Below are 14,690 nucleotides of genomic sequence, written 5' to 3'. Positions count from 1 at the left end.
GGGGCGGGGCGGGGCGGGGTTAGGGGGTTAGGCCTCGGTTGAGCAGTCTGGTGGGGAGGACTGTTGTGGACGGGGGAGTGTCGTCGCCGGCTACCCGTTGGAACAGGCGCTCGGTCGCGACTCTTGCCAGCTCCCGGGTGTCGTACGCGACGACGGTCAGCGGCCGGGGCATCAGGTGGGCCAGCTCGAAGTCGTCGAAGCCGACAAGCGCGGCGTCACTGCCCCGTCGATGCAGCTCCTGGAGGGCGCCGACGGTGAGCCGGTTGTTGGCGCAGAAGAACGCGGTGGGCGGGTCCGGAAGGTCGAGCAGTGCGGCGACCGCCCGCCCGGCCTCCTCCGGAGCGATGAGCCGCTCGCGGACCAGCGACTCGTCTGGTTCGACCCCGGCGGCGTCCAGCGCCGCCCGTGCCCCGGCCAGCCGCTCACGCATGGTGGGCACGCTCGGCGCGCCGAGCAGGAGGCCCACCCGTCGGTGCCCGTCGTCGAGCAGCGCGCCGACTCCGGCGTGGCTGCCACCCCGGTTGTCCAACAGCACGGCGTCGGCTTGCAACCCCTGCGGCGGCCGGTCCAGGAACACCACCGGCATGCCCAGCTCGACCTCACGACGCAGGAACGAGTGGTCGAGGCCCGCCGGCACCACCAGTAGGCCGTCGACCCGGCGCTGGGTGAAGTCCTGGAGCAGGGCGCGTTCCCGCTCCGGGTCCTCCTCCGACGACGCGGTGATCAGCATGGTGCCGTGGGCGGCGGCGATCTCGGCGGCGACGCTGGCGATGGTCGCGTAGAACGGGTTGGCGATCTCCTCGATCAGCAGCCCGACGGTCGCGTTGAGCTGCCGGGAGCGCAGGTTACGAGCGATGTCGTTGCGCCGGAAGCCCAGCTCGGCTATGGCGGCCAGCACCCGGCCGACCAACTCCTGTCCCACCGGCTCGTCATTGACGACCCGGGAGACCGTCTTCAGGCTGACGTCGGCCCGCCGGGCCACGTCGACCATCGTGGGACGCCGACGCACGGTCGGCCGGGTCGGGGTCTGGGTCACGGGGTGGTCCTCCACGGCGGGCGCGGGTCAACGGTCGAGCGCGGCGAGCGCGTCGACCGCTTTTCGGGCGGCGATCAGCACCGGATCCCACACCGGCGCGTACGGCGGAGCGTAGCCCAGGTCCAGTGCCGTCATATCGTCCACCGTCATGCCGTTCCACAGCGCCACGGCCAGCGTGTCGATCCGTTTGGCCGCCTCGGACCACCCGACTATCTGAGCGCCGAGCAACCGGCCGCTCGGACGCTCGGCGATCAGCTTGACCGTCATCGGCCGGGCACCGGGGTAGTAACCGGCCCGGTTGGTCGACTCGGCGATCACCGAGACGAACTCGAAGCCGGCGGCCGCGGCGTCGCGCTCGCGCAGGCCCGTCCGACCCACCTCCAGGTCACAGACCTTGGTCACCGCCGTGCCGATCACGCCCGCGAAGGTGGCGTACCCGCCGCCGATGTTGGTCCCGGCGACCCGGCCCTGCTTGTTGGCGTGCGTGCCGAGCGGCACGTGCACCGGCAACCCGCTGACCCGGTGCAGGGTCTCCACGCAGTCACCGGCCGCCCAGATCCCGGGGAACCCGGGCACCCGCATCCGGCGGTCGACCCGGATCGCGCCGGTCGGCCCGAGCGGCAGCCCGGCCGCCTCCGCGAGCGCGGTGTTGGGGCGTACGCCGAGGCCCATGACCACGACGTCGGCCGGGATCGGCCCCTCGGCGGTGACCACGGCGGACACCCGGCCGTCCCGCTCCTGAAGGCCGGTCACCGACAGGCCGCTGCGGATCGTGATGCCGAGGCCGCGCATCGCCTCGGCGACCAACTCGCCCATGTCGCCATCCACCGTCGACATGGGCTGCTCGCCCGCCTCCACCAGGGTCACCGAGAGGCCGCGTTGGATCAATGCCTCGGCCATCTCGACGCCGATGTACCCGCCGCCGACCACCACGGCCTGGCGCGGCTGCGGCTCGGCGTCCAGCCAGTCGCGCAGCGCCGCACCGTCGTCGAGGGTCTGCATGCCGAACACGCCGCCCGCGTCGGTGACTGCCCACGGCGGCTTCACCGGCACCGCGCCGGTGGCGTACACCAGGTCGTCGAAGCGCTCGCGGACCTCGCCGCCGCCCTCCAGGTCCTGGGCCACCACCTCGCGGCGGTCCAGGTCGATGGAGGTGACCTCGTGGCGCATCCGCACGTCCATCGCGTACTTGGTGCGGAACGTCTCCGGGTCGCGGGCGATCAACTCCTCCGGGCCGGGCACCAGGCCACTGATCCAGTACGGGATGCCGCACGCCGAGTAGGAGGTGAAGTGGCCCCGCTCGAAGACCACGATCTCCAGGTCGGCACGGTCGCGGCGGCGTCGGGCCTGGGACGCCGCCGACATTCCGGCGGCGTCCCCGCCGATGACGATCAGCCGTTGCGCCACGGGTTCATCCTGTCACGCGGTGATCAGCCGCGGGTCTGCCGCGCGACGTCCTGTACCACGTCGGTGAGTCGGCCGGTGCGTTCGAACACCGCGCGCTGCCGTGCCGCACCGCTGCCGTGCCGGCGCAACCCACCCAGCAGGTCGGTCACCTCGGCCCAGTCGTCGTGCTGCTCCAGCGCCGGCCGCATCCGCTCGACGAACCGGTCCACCAACTCCCAGGCCGGGCGCAGCTCACCGGTGGTGACGTCGACGGCCTCGCCTTCCAGGCCGTCGTGGGCGGCCCGCCAGTGCGCCCCGACCAGCAGGTGATGATCGGTCTGCAACGCCGGACGGCCGGCTTCGACATCCGCCATGGCGGTGGCCACCAGCGCCCGGACCAGCGCGGCGACCAGCACCGCGTCGTCGACCGACGGGCAGACGTCGCCGATCCGCAGCTCCACCGTCGGGTACTTCGCCGACAGTCGGGCGTACCAGTAGAGCATCCCCTCGTCGAGCATCACCCCGCTGGAGATCAACTGGCCGATCAGCCGCTGGTAGTGCTCGTGCGACTGCAGAAACGGCGTCGGGGCCACCGAGGGCCAGCGCTCCCACTCCACCGAACGCCAACTGGCATAGCCGGTGTCCTCGCCCCGGGCGAACGGCGAGTTGGTGGTCACCGCGTGCAGCAGCGGCAGCCACGGCCGTACGTGGTTGAGCACCTGCACGCCGGTGTCCGGGTCGGGCACGCCCACGTGCACGTGCATGCCGTTGTTGCCGGGGCCGGGGACGAGCAGCCGGAACCGCTCGATCATCCGGTCGAAGCGGGGCTTGTCCACCACCGGTGGCACCGGGCCGTCCACCGGGCCGGTGCCGATGGCGAGCAGGCGTACGCCGGCCCGCTCGGCGGCGTCGGCGAGCGCCTGACGCAGTACGCCGAGGGAGTGCCGAATCGACGAGAGCTCCAGACCGGGCGGGCTGCCGATCTCGATCTGACTGGTCTGGAACTCCCGCTCCACCTGCCCGCGAAGTTCGGCCGGCACCTGCTCCATGACCAGGTCGACTGCTGGCACCGCGGCCCCGGTGTGCGGGTCGACGAGCAGGAACTCCTCCTCGACACCCACGGTGAGCAACCCGGTCGCCGCCGCCATGTCGCTGGGCGCCTCCGCCACCTGACCGGTCATCGACATCACCCGTCCGTTCCTACCGTTCGCGGGCCGTCCGCGTCGGTCCGCCGTTGGTTACCCAACGTGGCGATGCCGGGAAACGTGGCGGTGGCGCGGCGTACTCGTGGCGGGCCGTCAGATGCGGCTGGGCGACGTGACAGCGGGTCCTATGCTGGGCCCGTGCCGGTGCCGCTGAGCTTTCTCGGGGTTGCGTGGATGTCCGCGTTCGCCCAGCTCACCCTGCTCGCGGGCGGCCCGGGCGACCTGCTGGCCGGCACCGCGTTGACGGCCCTGGTGCTGCTGGCGGTGCTGCTTGTCGCACGGGTCCGCGACGGCGCGGGTGCGCCCGGTGCCGGGCCGCGTTGCGCGGCGTTGCGCGCTCGCTCCCGTGGTCGCCGAATGCCTCGCCAGATCGACCCGGACGCCGACGGTCGACCTCGCCCCCGCGCTCCCGGGCACCCCTCGGCCGCGTAGCGCCACGCCGCCGCGCGGCCGATCCCGCCGTCATCGGCCCCCCTGCGCAGCGATTGCCGCCCGGGGAGGGCCGCACCGGAATCGGACCGAGGGGTTTCCCATGCTCGCCTTCGCACCACTGCACGGCGCGGTCAGCGCTGCCGGCACCGCGCTGTCCTGGCTCACCGATCTACTCGCACCACTTGCCGACGGCACGGCGACCGCCGCCGCCATCGTGCTGCTCACCATCGCCGTCCGCCTGCTGATCTCGCCACTCACCGTCGCGCAGGTCCGCGGCGAGCGACGCCGCGCGGCGCTCGCCCCCCAGGTGCGCGACCTCCAGCAGCGGTACGCCGACGACCCGGCGACGCTTCAGCGCGAGGTGTTCACGTTGTACCGCGAGGCCGGCGCGAACCCGATCACCGGCTGCCTGCCGGTGCTGCTCCAGGCGCCGTTCCTGCTGGTCCTGTACCGGCTGTTCAGCACGAACGAGGGCGGCACCGGGCTGCTGGACGAGCGGTTGGCCGGTGTGCCGTTGGGTCACCATCTCAGCGACGGGCTGGCCGGTGCGGCCGGGCCGCTGTTCGGCGTACTGCTGGCCGTGTTGCTGGTGGTGGCCTGGTGGTCGTCGCGGCGGGCCCGCCGGGCGTCGGCGGCGGTCGGCACGGTGGCCGGTACGCCCGCAGAGGGGCCGGGGGCGGCCACGCTCGGCCGGCTGCTGCCCCTGCTGCCGTTCGCGACGGTGCTTGTCGCGCTGGTGCTGCCGCTCGCCGCGGTGATCTACCTGGTGACCACGAGCGTGTGGTCGGCCGTCGAGCAGGCGGTGCTGCGCCGACCTCAGGCGGTGCCGTCGCCGGCTGACCGGTAGCGCGGATCAGCGACCGGCGGTCACCGACCGCCGGTCGTCGCGCTCCCGGCGACGGCGCAGCTTACGGATCACCCAGCTGACCAGCATCACCACGAAGATCGCAACGATCGCGTAGTTGAACCAGTCGCTGTAGCGCTCGACGTCCTGCCAACGGCTACCGAGCGCGTAACCGGCCCCCACGATGAGACCGTTCCACACACCGCTGCCGATGGTGGTGAGCAGGATGAACTCACCCAGCGGCATCCGGTTGGCCCCGGCCGGCACGGAGACCAGGCTGCGGACCACCGGCACCACCCGGCCGATCAGCACCGCCCATCGGCCGTGCCGCTCGAACCACTTGTCGGCCTTCTCCAGATCGTCGCTGTCCACCAGCGGGATGCGGTCCAACCAGCGCTTGAGCCGGTCCTCGCCGAGCGCCGCGCCGAGCCAGTAGAGCACCAGCGCGCCGACCAGCGAGCCGACCGTCGCGGCCAGCACCACGACGACGACGTTGAACTCGCCCTCGTGGGCCAGGAAGCCGGCGAGCGCCAGCACGATCTCGCTGGGAATCGGCGGAACGATGCTCTCCAGCGCCACCAGCAGCGCCACACCGACCGGGCCCATCGCCTCGATCACCGTGGCCACCCAACCGGTCAACCCAGTGAACTCGGACGGGTCGCCAGCTTGGGCGTACGCCATTTGTCGTCCTTCCGGTCGGCTGTTGGGGATCGGAGGGTCATACCCAGCCGGGCCGGTACTACACCTGTGCTCAGTGCTCCGGGTGCAGTGCGGTGTCCGCCGGGCCCTGCCGCCAGCCAGTGAACACCACAGTCAGACCGGCGCGGGTCGGCGCGCAGCAGAACGGACCGGCGAGGGCCTCGGCCGCCGGGTCCAGTGGGGCGAGCCGGACCAGTCGCCACGGCTCGTCGTCGACCCGAGCGCGGACGGTCAGCGCGTCGCCGGCGCGGCTGACCCGGACGGTCACCTCCCGGCCGGCCCACTGCGGCACCGGCCCCACCGACCAGTCGGAGAACTCCCGGGTCACCACTGCGCCGAGCTGCGCCTCACCGTCGCTCACCTCGACGCCGGCCTTGGTCCAGGTCCGTTCGTCGACGCGGACGAACGCGCCGGCCTGGTCGAACTGCGCCGAGAAGTCGAGCCGGAAGCTCACCTCCATGGCGGTGCCGACCGGCAGCGGCGCCAGCAGGGCCGGGCCGTTGTCGTGGACGAAGCCGTAGCTGGTCCGCCGCCAGAAGTCGCTCTCCGCCGCGGGTTCGACGAGCAGCGCACCGGCCGGGCCCTCCTCGACGCGGACCGGCGGGTGCAGCCAACTGCCCCGGGACCAGTCCAACGGTTCGCTCGGTGGCACGAGGTCGTTTCCCATGACCGGCACGATAACCAAGGGTTTGCCGCGGTGATCGTTCGGAGATGTTCCTCCGGCATGGGTGACCGTTGGTATTCCGAAGCCGTCGTCTACTGCCTCGACATCGACACGTACGCCGACTCCGACGGCGACGGGGTCGGTGACATCCGCGGGCTGATCGGCCGGCTGGACTACCTGGCCCGGCTCGGCGTCACCTGCCTGTGGCTGCACCCGATCCACCCGTCACCGAACCGCGACGACGGTTACGACGCCACCGACTTCTACAACGTGGATCCCCGCTTCGGTACCCTCGGCGACTTCGCCGAGCTGCTGCACCAGGCGCAGAACCGGGGCATCCGCGTGATCATCGACCTGGTGGTCAACCACACCTCCGACGAGCACCCGTGGTTCCAGTCCGCCCGCTCCTCGCCGGACTCGCCGTACCGGGACTGGTTCGTCTGGTCCGACACCGAGCCGGCCGACCGGCACCAGGGCATGGTCTTCCCCGGCGAGCAGGATGAGACCTGGAGTTACGACCGGACCGCCAAGGCGTGGTTCTACCACCGGTTCTACAAGTTCCAGCCGGACCTCAACTTCGCCAACCCGCAGGTCCGGGCCGAGATCAAGAAGATCATGTCGTTCTGGCTCCAGCTCGGCGTCTCCGGCTTCCGGATGGACGCGGTGCCGTTCATCATCGAGCAGACCGAACCGGGCAACCCGAACTCCCCGAAGGACTTCGAGTTCCTCACCGAGATGCGCCAGCACGTGCAGTGGCGTCGCGGCGACGCCGTCCTGCTGGCCGAGGCGAACGTCGAGCCGGACCAACTGCCCACGTTCTTCGGGGACACCAGCGGCTCCGGCAACCGGATCCACATGCTCTTCGACTTCATGCTCAACGGGCGACTCATGCTCGCCCTGGCCCGCGAGGACCCGGAGTCGCTCATCGAGGCGCTCCGCGACACCCCGAAGCTGCCGGTCGGTGGGCAGTGGGCCACCTTCCTACGCAACCACGACGAGATCGACCTGTCCCGGCTGACCACCGAACAGCGCAACGAGGTGTACGCGAAGTTCGGCCCGGACGAGAACATGCGCATCTACGACCGGGGCATCCGCCGCCGGCTCGCCCCGATGCTCGGCAACGACCGACGGCGCATCGAGCTGGCGTACGCCCTGCAGTTCTCGATGCGCGGCACGCCGGTGCTTCGCTACGGCGAGGAGATCGGGATGGGCGAGGACCTGTCGCTGCCCGGCCGGGAGGCGATCCGTACTCCCATGCAGTGGTCGTACCAGCCGAATGCCGGCTTCTCCACGGCGGAGGAGGAGAAGCTGGTCCGCCCGGTGATCGACAAGGGTGACTTCGGCTACCAGAACGTCAACGTCACCGCCCAGCGCGGCGACTCGAAGTCGCTGCTCGCCTGGTTCGAGCGCATGATCCGTACGCTGCGTGAGGCCCCGGAGATCGGCTCCGGCTCGACCACCCACATCGACGTGGCGATGCCGGCCGGAGTGCTCGCGCACCGGGCCGATGGGCCGACCGGGACGATGGTCTTCGTGCACAACCTGGGCACCGACGACGTCGAGGTGGACCTCAGCAGCCTGGAGCCGGAGGCCGACCTGCCGATCGACGTGCTCGCCGACCGCGGCTACGGCGAGTTGGGCAAGCTCGGCGCGGTGAAGGTCGCAGGCCACGGCTACCGGTGGATCCGCCTCTGCCGGGGCCGGGGCTTCTGAGAAGACGGCGGTCTCCCGATCACGCGTGACGTCCGGCCGGTCGGCGCCGGCCGGACGTCACGCGATCGGGGCAGAGCGATCAGCGAACGCCGAACGCGTGGAGGACGGTCTGGTTGATCGAGTTGCCCGAGCTGTCCGTGGCGCTTGCGCGCAACGACACGAACCTGGCGGCCTTCGGCGCGCGCAGCTTCGCCGTCCAGCCACCGTCCTTCGACCGGTCCAGCGACTGCTTCTGCCAGTGCGCGCCGTCGTCGTACGAGATCTCCAGGGTGACCGGCCGGATGCTGTCGCATCCGGTGACACCGGGCAGGTGGTTGGCGGAGACGGTCAGGTCGGTGTGTGCCTTCGCGGTGCCGGCGGCGTCGGTGTCGACCGTGTAACCGAGCTGGAGCAGCGGCAGCACCGCCGACTCCACCCCGTCGGCCGGCGCCTTGGACCGGAACGACCACTCGGTGGTGGTGCTTGTGGAGTACGGCCCATCGGTCGGGTCCTGGGTGGTCCCCACCACGAGCCGGTACGGCAGGTTGCCCGCGCTCGGCGCGGTGCCGCTGATCCACGTGCTGGTGCTCTCGGCGAGCAGCGTCTTGCCCTGGTAGAGCCGGTTGGTCTGCCCGGCGCCGTTCATGGCCATGCCGACGTGGTCACCCCCGCCCCAACCGGGCACGTCCAGCTTGAGGGTGTCACCGGAGCGGGTGGGCAGCGTGAAGTTGTTGTTCAGGTGCGGCCGCTCGATCGGCTCGAAGAACTGCTCCTCGCTCTTGGCGCCGGCGCGGTAGCTGGTCCGGGGGGCGATCTGGTAGGTGTCGCCGTCGATGAACGCCTCCTGGCCCCAGGAGTAGAACTCGCCGGTGGAGACCCAGTCGGTGCGGACCGGGGCGAGCGGCCGGTTGCTCATCTCGCCGATGCCCCAGTCCAGGTACGACGGCCAGTCGTGCCGGAACTCGCCACCGCGGGTCTGCCGGGTCGGGAAGTTGAAGCCGACGTCGATCCGGGCGAGCGTCTTCGGCGTCTCGGTCCGGCTCAGGTCGCGCGGGATCTTGTTGTGGTACGCCTGCACGAGGTCGTACACGTAGTCGGCGACCGGCTGCGAGACGACCTCGACCTTCGTCGACTCGCGCTGGATCTGCTCGATCAGCGCCGCACCCTCGTCCATGCTGAGCATCGCCACCTCGATCGGGGTGGGGGTCACGAAGTCGATCGAGTAGTCGCGCACCTCGCGCCACGGCCAGTCATTGACCACCAGCAGCAGCTTCGCCCCGGCGGCGGTCGCGGCGGCGGCCTGCTCGGCGTCACCGACATCCAGGCTGTGTCGGACCACGACGGCCTTGCCCCGGGCGTTCAGCTTGGCGTAGTCGCCCGGCGTACCGTTGCCGGCGTAGACCACCGACAGCGTCGAGCGGCCCTTCGGTAGCTGGGTGGTGCCCCGCTGGCGGACCACGTCGTCGAAGTTCACAGTCTTGGTGCCGACGCTCAGCACCGGCTGCTCCTTCCGCCACCGGGCGCCGAGGTAGAAGTCGCCGTGCCGCACGTCCTTGCCTGTGGGTTGCGCCCAGAAGCTGTCGTAGAAGACGCCGCCGGCGATGAACGAGCGCCACCGGCCTGCGCCCTGCGACCGGAAGTAGTCCAGCCGGGTGAAGGTGTCGGCGCTCTGCTGCGGCACCGTCGACTCGACCCGACGGGCGGCCTTGGCGTCCAGCCGGATCGTGGTGTCCTGGCGCAGGTCGATGTCGGGATTGCCGAGCAGCGCCAGGCCGAGCGAGTTCGGCCCGTGGCTGCCGGTGACGTTCAGGAAGCTCATCGCCGAGTAGACGCCCTCAGGCAGGTTGAGCAGCAGTGTGCCGTCCGGGTCGGTCGGGAGGAGTTCGGCTTCGAAGCTGCCCGGCTGGCCCAGCTCGATCACGCCGGGGGCCGGCTTGCCGGCCCGGTCGGTCATCTCAAGCCGAAGCTTGTGGTACGGGGTGAAGGTGCCGACGGAGATCGCGGTCCGGGCCAGCACCGCCCGGTCCGCCCCGGCGGCGACGACCTGACCGGTGTACCGGCTGCCGGCGCTGGACCGGGACGTGTCAGTGGTCAGCGTGGTCGTGGCGGTGCCGTTCGCGGGCACGGTCAGCCGCGCCGCAGACACGCTGAACAGTCCGGCCGGCGCGCTCGGGGCGTCCACCGACAGGGCCAGCGTGATCGGCTGCCCGGTGGTGTTGGTGTACGTCACCGGGTGCGTGACGCGGCCCGCCTTCGCGGTCTCGTAGTGCACGGTGGTGGAGACGGTGCCGGTGGCGATGATCGGCGCGCGGACCGCGGCGGCGACGTCGAGTCGGCCGTTGCCGGCCTGGAAAGCGTCGTAGCGCGGGGTGGCCTTGGTCGTGCTGACCAGCGCGTCCTTGAGTTGCTGGCCGGTCCAGTCCGGGTGCTTCGCGGCGAGCAGGGCAGCGGCGCCAGCGACGTGCGGCGCGGCCATCGAGGTGCCGTCCATGCTCGTGTACCAACCGTCGCCGGGCGAGAACTGCGAGCGGGCGGCGAGCACGCCGACGCCGGGTGCGGTCAGATCGGGCTTGATCGCCTCGTCGCTGATTCGCGGACCGCGGTTGGAGAAGTAGGCGAGGGCGTCGTCGTTGTCGACCGCGCCGACGGTCAGGCCGGCTTCCGCCGCGCCGGGGGCAACCACGCCGGGGCCGCCGTTGCCGGCGGTGGTGACGAAGAGGGCGCCGGTCTCCGCGCTGAGCGCGTTGACCGCCTGGCTCAACGGGTCGGTGCCGTCGCTGGGCTGGCTGGAGCCCAGGCTCATGTTGATGACTGTGGCGTCGGCCTCCCGGGCCGCCCACTCCATGCCAGCGAGGATCCAGGAATCCATCCCGATGCCGTTGTCGCTGAGCACCTTGCCGATGGCGAGCTTGGCACCAGGGGCGACACCCTTCTCCCGGCCATCCGAGGCGACGCCGGTGCCGGCTACGGTGGAGGCGACGTGGGTGCCGTGCCCGATCCGGTCGGTGATCTCGTCGCCGGGGACGAACACGGCGGACGCGCCGATCTGGCCGACCAGATCCGGGTGGGTCGGGTCGACGCCGGTGTCCAGCACGGCGACTCGTACGCCGGTGCCGGTGTCGCCGCTGGCCCAGACGGCGGGGGCGCCGATTTGCGCGGTGGTGTCGGCGAGGTCGGCGTGCACCTTCCCGTCCAACCAGATCTTGGCGATCCCTCCGGCGAAGCGTCCCTGGCCGTCGGTCGTGGTGCTCGCCTTGGCGGTCGGGCCGGTGATCGCGGCCCAGAACTCGTCAGCCTTGTCGCGCTGTTCGCTGAGCGCGGCGCTGGAGATGCTGCTCAGGGTGTGGGTGCGGGTCGCGCCGGTGGGGGCGGCGCTGGTCCGCAGGCCGGCCGCGTCGGCGTACGACACGATAAGCGGTAGCTGGTCCACGTGGGCGTCGTCGTAGCCATCGGCGATCAACTGGGTGACGTTGAACAGCCGCTTGTCAAGCGTCTTCGCCGCCACGTAGGGCAGCACCGACTGGGGGTAGACGTAGAGGTCGTCGCCGGCCTCCATCACCCGCACCGGTGTCGAGGCGCCGTCTGGTCGTCGTACGTCGAGTGTGTTGCCGTTGGCGCTCTGGCGGGTGGTGACCGTGTCACCGGTGATCAGGGTGACCGAGTGGGTGCCCGTGGGAAGGTCGGTCACCCCGGCGGTGCCGGTGCCGGCCGGCGCTGCGGGGGCGGCGGCCAGGGCCGGTGATCCACCGGTCGCCGCGAGGGCCGCGGCGGCAGCGGCAGCGAGCCAGGTCCTGCGGGTACGCGAGAATTTCAACTGAGGTTGTTCCTTGCCTCGTCGTGTGTTCGCTGTGGTGACACCGAACGCGACGGTACGCGCGGAAGATCATCTCTCCTAGATCGTTTGTGTAAAGCGACGGTGATCGTTGGTTGCCGACGGTGAGCGGTACGCTCCTTCGATCGACCCCAAGTTACCGGGAGGTAATCATGTCGGAGGAGCCCCGCGTCGCCATCGTCACCGGAGCCGCACGCGGCATCGGCGCGGCCACCGCCCGACGGCTGGCCGCCGACGGAATGGCCGTCGCCGTGGTCGACATCGAGGAGGCCGCCACCAAGGAGACGGTGGACGCCATCGCCGCTGCCGGTGGCCGGGCGCTCGGTGTGAGCGCAGACGTGTCCGACCGTGACCAGGTCGAGGCGGCGGTGGCCCGGATCGCCGCCGAGCTGGGTGCGCCCACCGTGCTTGTCAACAACGCCGGTGTGCTCCGCGACAACCTGCTGTTCAAGATGACAAACGCCGACTGGGACACGGTGCTGGGCGTGCACCTGCGCGGCGCGTTCCTGTTCAGCCAGGCCGCCCAGAAGCACATGGTGGACCGCAAGTGGGGGCGGATCGTCAACCTGTCCAGCACCTCGGCGCTGGGCAACCGGGGCCAGGCGAACTACGCCGCCGCCAAGGCCGGCCTACAGGGCTTCACCAAGACGCTCGCCATCGAGCTGGGTCCGTTCGGGGTAACCGTGAACGCGGTAGCGCCCGGCTTCATCGTCACCGACATGACCGCGGCCACCGCCGCCCGCATGAAGGTCGACTTCGACGACTTCCAGAAGCACGCCGCCGCCGAGATTCCGGTCCGTCGCCCGGGGCGGCCGGAGGACGTCGCGCACACCATCTCGTTCCTGGCGAGCGAGGGTGCCGGCTTCGTCTCCGGTCAGGTCATCTACGTCGCGGGCGGCCCGCGCGGCTGACCCGTACGCCCGACTCCCGACGAGGGCGCCCTTGCCTGGGGCTGCCCTCGTCGCGGGGTCAGGCGGGTGTGCGGCGGGTGCGCCAGAGCCAGATCAGGCCGAGCACCGGCAGTACCAGGGGGATGTAGCCGTACCCGCTGCCGAACTGCGACCAGACCGTCTCGTCCGGGAAGAGTTCCTTGTCGGCGAGGCTCAGGATGCCGACCGCGACCACCCCGACCAACTCCACCGAGCAGCACGCCAGCGCGACCCGCCGGCCGGTGTGCCCGGCGCGGGCCAACCCCACCGCCGCCACGATGTAGATCAGCGCGGCCACCCCGGAGAGCAGGTACGCCACCGGCGCCTCGTCGAACTTGGTGGCGATCTGCAGCCCGGCCCGACTGGTCGCCGCGATGGCGAAGAGCAGGTAGACCGCGATCAGCAGCCGACCCGGGCCGGAGTTCGTACGCCGGGGGGCCGGCCCTGTCTCAACCACCGAGCACCTCCCAGGTCTGCTGCAACCGGACCACCACCACCGGGGCCACCAGACAGACCGCGCAGACGATCGCCGAGCCCCAGCGGGTCGGCTCCATCCGGGCCAGCACCCAGGCCAGCGGCGGCAGGCACACAAGCGTGACCAGGTAGCCGAAGAAGGCGCCGGGCTCGCCGGGCCGATCCCCGCCGCCGACCGCGACGAGCGCCAGCACGCTCAACACGAGCAACACCACTTCGAGTACGCCCAGACCGACGAACTGCAACCGGTCCGGCGGCCGGTGGCGTACCGCCGCCACCAGCGCCCACACCGCGACGAGCAGCGACAGCACGATCGATGCCGTCGCGAGGATCCCGTCCACCGGCGAGTTGGCCGCCGCTGCGCTGGTCATCGGCCCCATCCGGTCGTTGCCTCGGTCACCGGCACAGCCTACTAACCGTCGTAGTAATCAGGTGACCCCGGCCTCGCCGCACCAGGTCACCGCCGTGCGGCGCGGGATCTGAGCTGCTCCGGTTGGTCGACCCGCCGCCGGTGCCCCCGGTGCGGCGACTAGCGTGGATCACGTCCGTGGCGTTGCTGCGGGGTGGGGAAACAGCGGAGGTACACGTGCTGCGGTTTGGCTTGTTCGGCACCGGTCACTGGGCGATCGAAACCCACGGGAAGGCGCTGCACGCCCACCCGGACGCGGAGTTGGTCGGGGTGTGGGGTCGCAACCCGGAGCGGGCCTCGGCGCTGGCCGAGCGGTACGGGGTGCCCGCCTACGCGGACGTCGACGCCCTGATCGAGCAGTGCGAGGCGGTCGCCGTCGCGCTGCCGCCGGACATCCAGGCTGACATCGCGGTCCGGGCCGCCACCGCCGGCCGGCACCTGCTGCTGGACAAGCCGTTGGCGCTCAGCGTGGCCGACGCCGACCGGGTGGTGTCCGCCGCCGAGGAATCCGGGGTCGCGTCGGTCGTCTTCTTCACCCAGCGGTTCCAGCCGAACGTGACCGCCTTCCTCGCCGCCACCGCCGCCGCCGGGGGTTGGCAGCACGGTCGGACCACCGCGTTCGCCTCGATCTTCCAGGACGGCAGCCCGTACGGCGGCTCGTTGTGGCGTCGGGAGCACGGGGCGCTCTGGGACATCGCCCCGCACGCGCTCTCCATCCTCCTGCCGGTGCTCGGCCGGGTGACGCAGGTGGCGGCGATGGACGGACCGAGTGGGATGGTGCACCTGCTGCTCACCCACGAGGGCGGTGCCACCAGCAGCGCCTCGCTCTCCCTGGACGCCCCGACCGAGTCGATGGCCCGGGAGTTCGTGTTCTACGGCGAGAACGGCATCGAGAACGTCCCGTTCGGCGAGAACGACGCCGCCACGGCGTTCGGCGTCGCCATCGACCAGCTCATCGAGCAGGTGCGGGCCGGCACCCGGGACCACCGCTGCGACGTCCGCTTCGGCCGTGAGGTCGTCGGCATCATCGCCGCCGCCGAAACCGCCCGCACCGAATCCCGCACCATCCCCCTCCCAGCCTGACCCCC

13 protein-coding genes are annotated in these 14,690 nt (G+C 71.3%); 5 read left to right on the top strand and 8 right to left on the bottom strand.

The annotated features are described in order from the left end of the window. Positions 1-19: 19 nt before the first annotated feature. The 3 genes from IF46_RS0131895 to IF46_RS0131885 all read right to left on the bottom strand — a co-directional run bounded on the left by IF46_RS0131895 (position 20) and on the right by IF46_RS0131885 (position 3,609). On the bottom strand, positions 20-991 hold the full coding sequence (locus IF46_RS0131895; protein WP_051724302.1) for a LacI family DNA-binding transcriptional regulator: 972 nt from the start codon (positions 989-991) through the stop codon (positions 20-22). A 72-nt stretch (positions 992-1,063) separates the two neighbouring features. After that, on the bottom strand, positions 1,064-2,443 hold the full coding sequence (locus IF46_RS0131890) for an FAD-dependent oxidoreductase (protein WP_030492124.1): 1,380 nt from the start codon (positions 2,441-2,443) through the stop codon (positions 1,064-1,066). Positions 2,444-2,466: 23 nt separating this feature from the next. Further along, the gene (locus IF46_RS0131885) at positions 2,467-3,609 is read right to left on the bottom strand and encodes a carboxylate-amine ligase (RefSeq protein WP_420063610.1); all 1,143 of its coding nucleotides are present in this window, start codon (positions 3,607-3,609) and stop codon (positions 2,467-2,469) included. A 192-nt stretch (positions 3,610-3,801) separates the two neighbouring features. Between IF46_RS0131885 and IF46_RS0131880 the strand changes: the two genes are divergently transcribed. Together IF46_RS0131880 and IF46_RS0131875 are read left to right on the top strand one after the other, a co-directional pair. After that, positions 3,802-4,059, top strand: coding sequence for a DUF6412 domain-containing protein (locus IF46_RS0131880; RefSeq protein ID WP_030492122.1), 258 nt, complete (start codon positions 3,802-3,804; stop codon positions 4,057-4,059). A gap of 100 nt (positions 4,060-4,159) precedes the next feature. Next, complete coding sequence (locus IF46_RS0131875) at positions 4,160-4,906, top strand: YidC/Oxa1 family membrane protein insertase (RefSeq protein ID WP_030492121.1); 747 nt, start codon at positions 4,160-4,162, stop codon at positions 4,904-4,906. Between the two features lie 6 nt (positions 4,907-4,912). Here the strand turns inward: IF46_RS0131875 and IF46_RS0131870 are convergent, their stop codons facing one another. Both IF46_RS0131870 and IF46_RS0131865 read right to left on the bottom strand, forming a co-directional pair. After that, positions 4,913-5,584: a DedA family protein gene (locus IF46_RS0131870; protein WP_030492120.1), complete on the bottom strand. Its 672-nt coding sequence runs from the start codon at positions 5,582-5,584 to the stop codon at positions 4,913-4,915. 70 nt (positions 5,585-5,654) lie between these two features. Beyond that, positions 5,655-6,269, bottom strand: coding sequence for a DUF1349 domain-containing protein (locus IF46_RS0131865; RefSeq protein ID WP_030492119.1), 615 nt, complete (start codon positions 6,267-6,269; stop codon positions 5,655-5,657). A 57-nt stretch (positions 6,270-6,326) separates the two neighbouring features. Here IF46_RS0131865 and IF46_RS0131860 point away from each other — a divergent pair, with 57 nt between their 5' ends. Next, a complete protein-coding gene (locus tag IF46_RS0131860) occupies positions 6,327-7,979 on the top strand; it encodes an alpha-amylase family protein (protein WP_030492118.1) in 1,653 nt (550 codons plus the stop codon). Positions 7,980-8,058: 79 nt separating this feature from the next. Here IF46_RS0131860 and IF46_RS0131855 read toward each other — a convergent pair whose 3' ends face one another. Then, positions 8,059-11,772: a S8 family serine peptidase gene (locus IF46_RS0131855; protein WP_084598127.1), complete on the bottom strand. Its 3,714-nt coding sequence runs from the start codon at positions 11,770-11,772 to the stop codon at positions 8,059-8,061. 170 nt (positions 11,773-11,942) lie between these two features. Here IF46_RS0131855 and fabG point away from each other — a divergent pair, with 170 nt between their 5' ends. After that, the gene (fabG, locus tag IF46_RS0131850; RefSeq protein WP_030492116.1) at positions 11,943-12,701 is read left to right on the top strand and encodes a 3-oxoacyl-ACP reductase FabG; all 759 of its coding nucleotides are present in this window, start codon (positions 11,943-11,945) and stop codon (positions 12,699-12,701) included. 58 nt (positions 12,702-12,759) lie between these two features. On the opposite strand, the gene IF46_RS0131845 is transcribed toward fabG, so the two are convergent. Both IF46_RS0131845 and IF46_RS0131840 read right to left on the bottom strand, forming a co-directional pair. Next, positions 12,760-13,176: a hypothetical protein gene (locus tag IF46_RS0131845; protein WP_030492115.1), complete on the bottom strand. Its 417-nt coding sequence runs from the start codon at positions 13,174-13,176 to the stop codon at positions 12,760-12,762. Further along, complete coding sequence (locus IF46_RS0131840; protein ID WP_030492114.1) at positions 13,169-13,564, bottom strand: hypothetical protein; 396 nt, start codon at positions 13,562-13,564, stop codon at positions 13,169-13,171. The genes IF46_RS0131845 and IF46_RS0131840 overlap by 8 nt, the downstream gene beginning before the upstream one ends. A gap of 215 nt (positions 13,565-13,779) precedes the next feature. Between IF46_RS0131840 and IF46_RS0131835 the strand changes: the two genes are divergently transcribed. Further along, positions 13,780-14,685 (top strand): Gfo/Idh/MocA family protein, encoded by a 906-nt coding sequence (locus IF46_RS0131835; protein ID WP_030492113.1) that lies wholly within the window; start codon positions 13,780-13,782, stop codon positions 14,683-14,685. Positions 14,686-14,690 lie beyond the last annotated feature (5 nt).

Origin of the sequence: Micromonospora chokoriensis, assembly GCF_000718555.1 — a bacterium.
Lineage (GTDB): Bacteria > Actinomycetota > Actinomycetes > Mycobacteriales > Micromonosporaceae > Micromonospora > Micromonospora chokoriensis_B.
The sequence above is the reverse complement of the archived record's forward strand: the minus strand, read 5'-3'. Positions and strand labels throughout refer to the sequence as shown.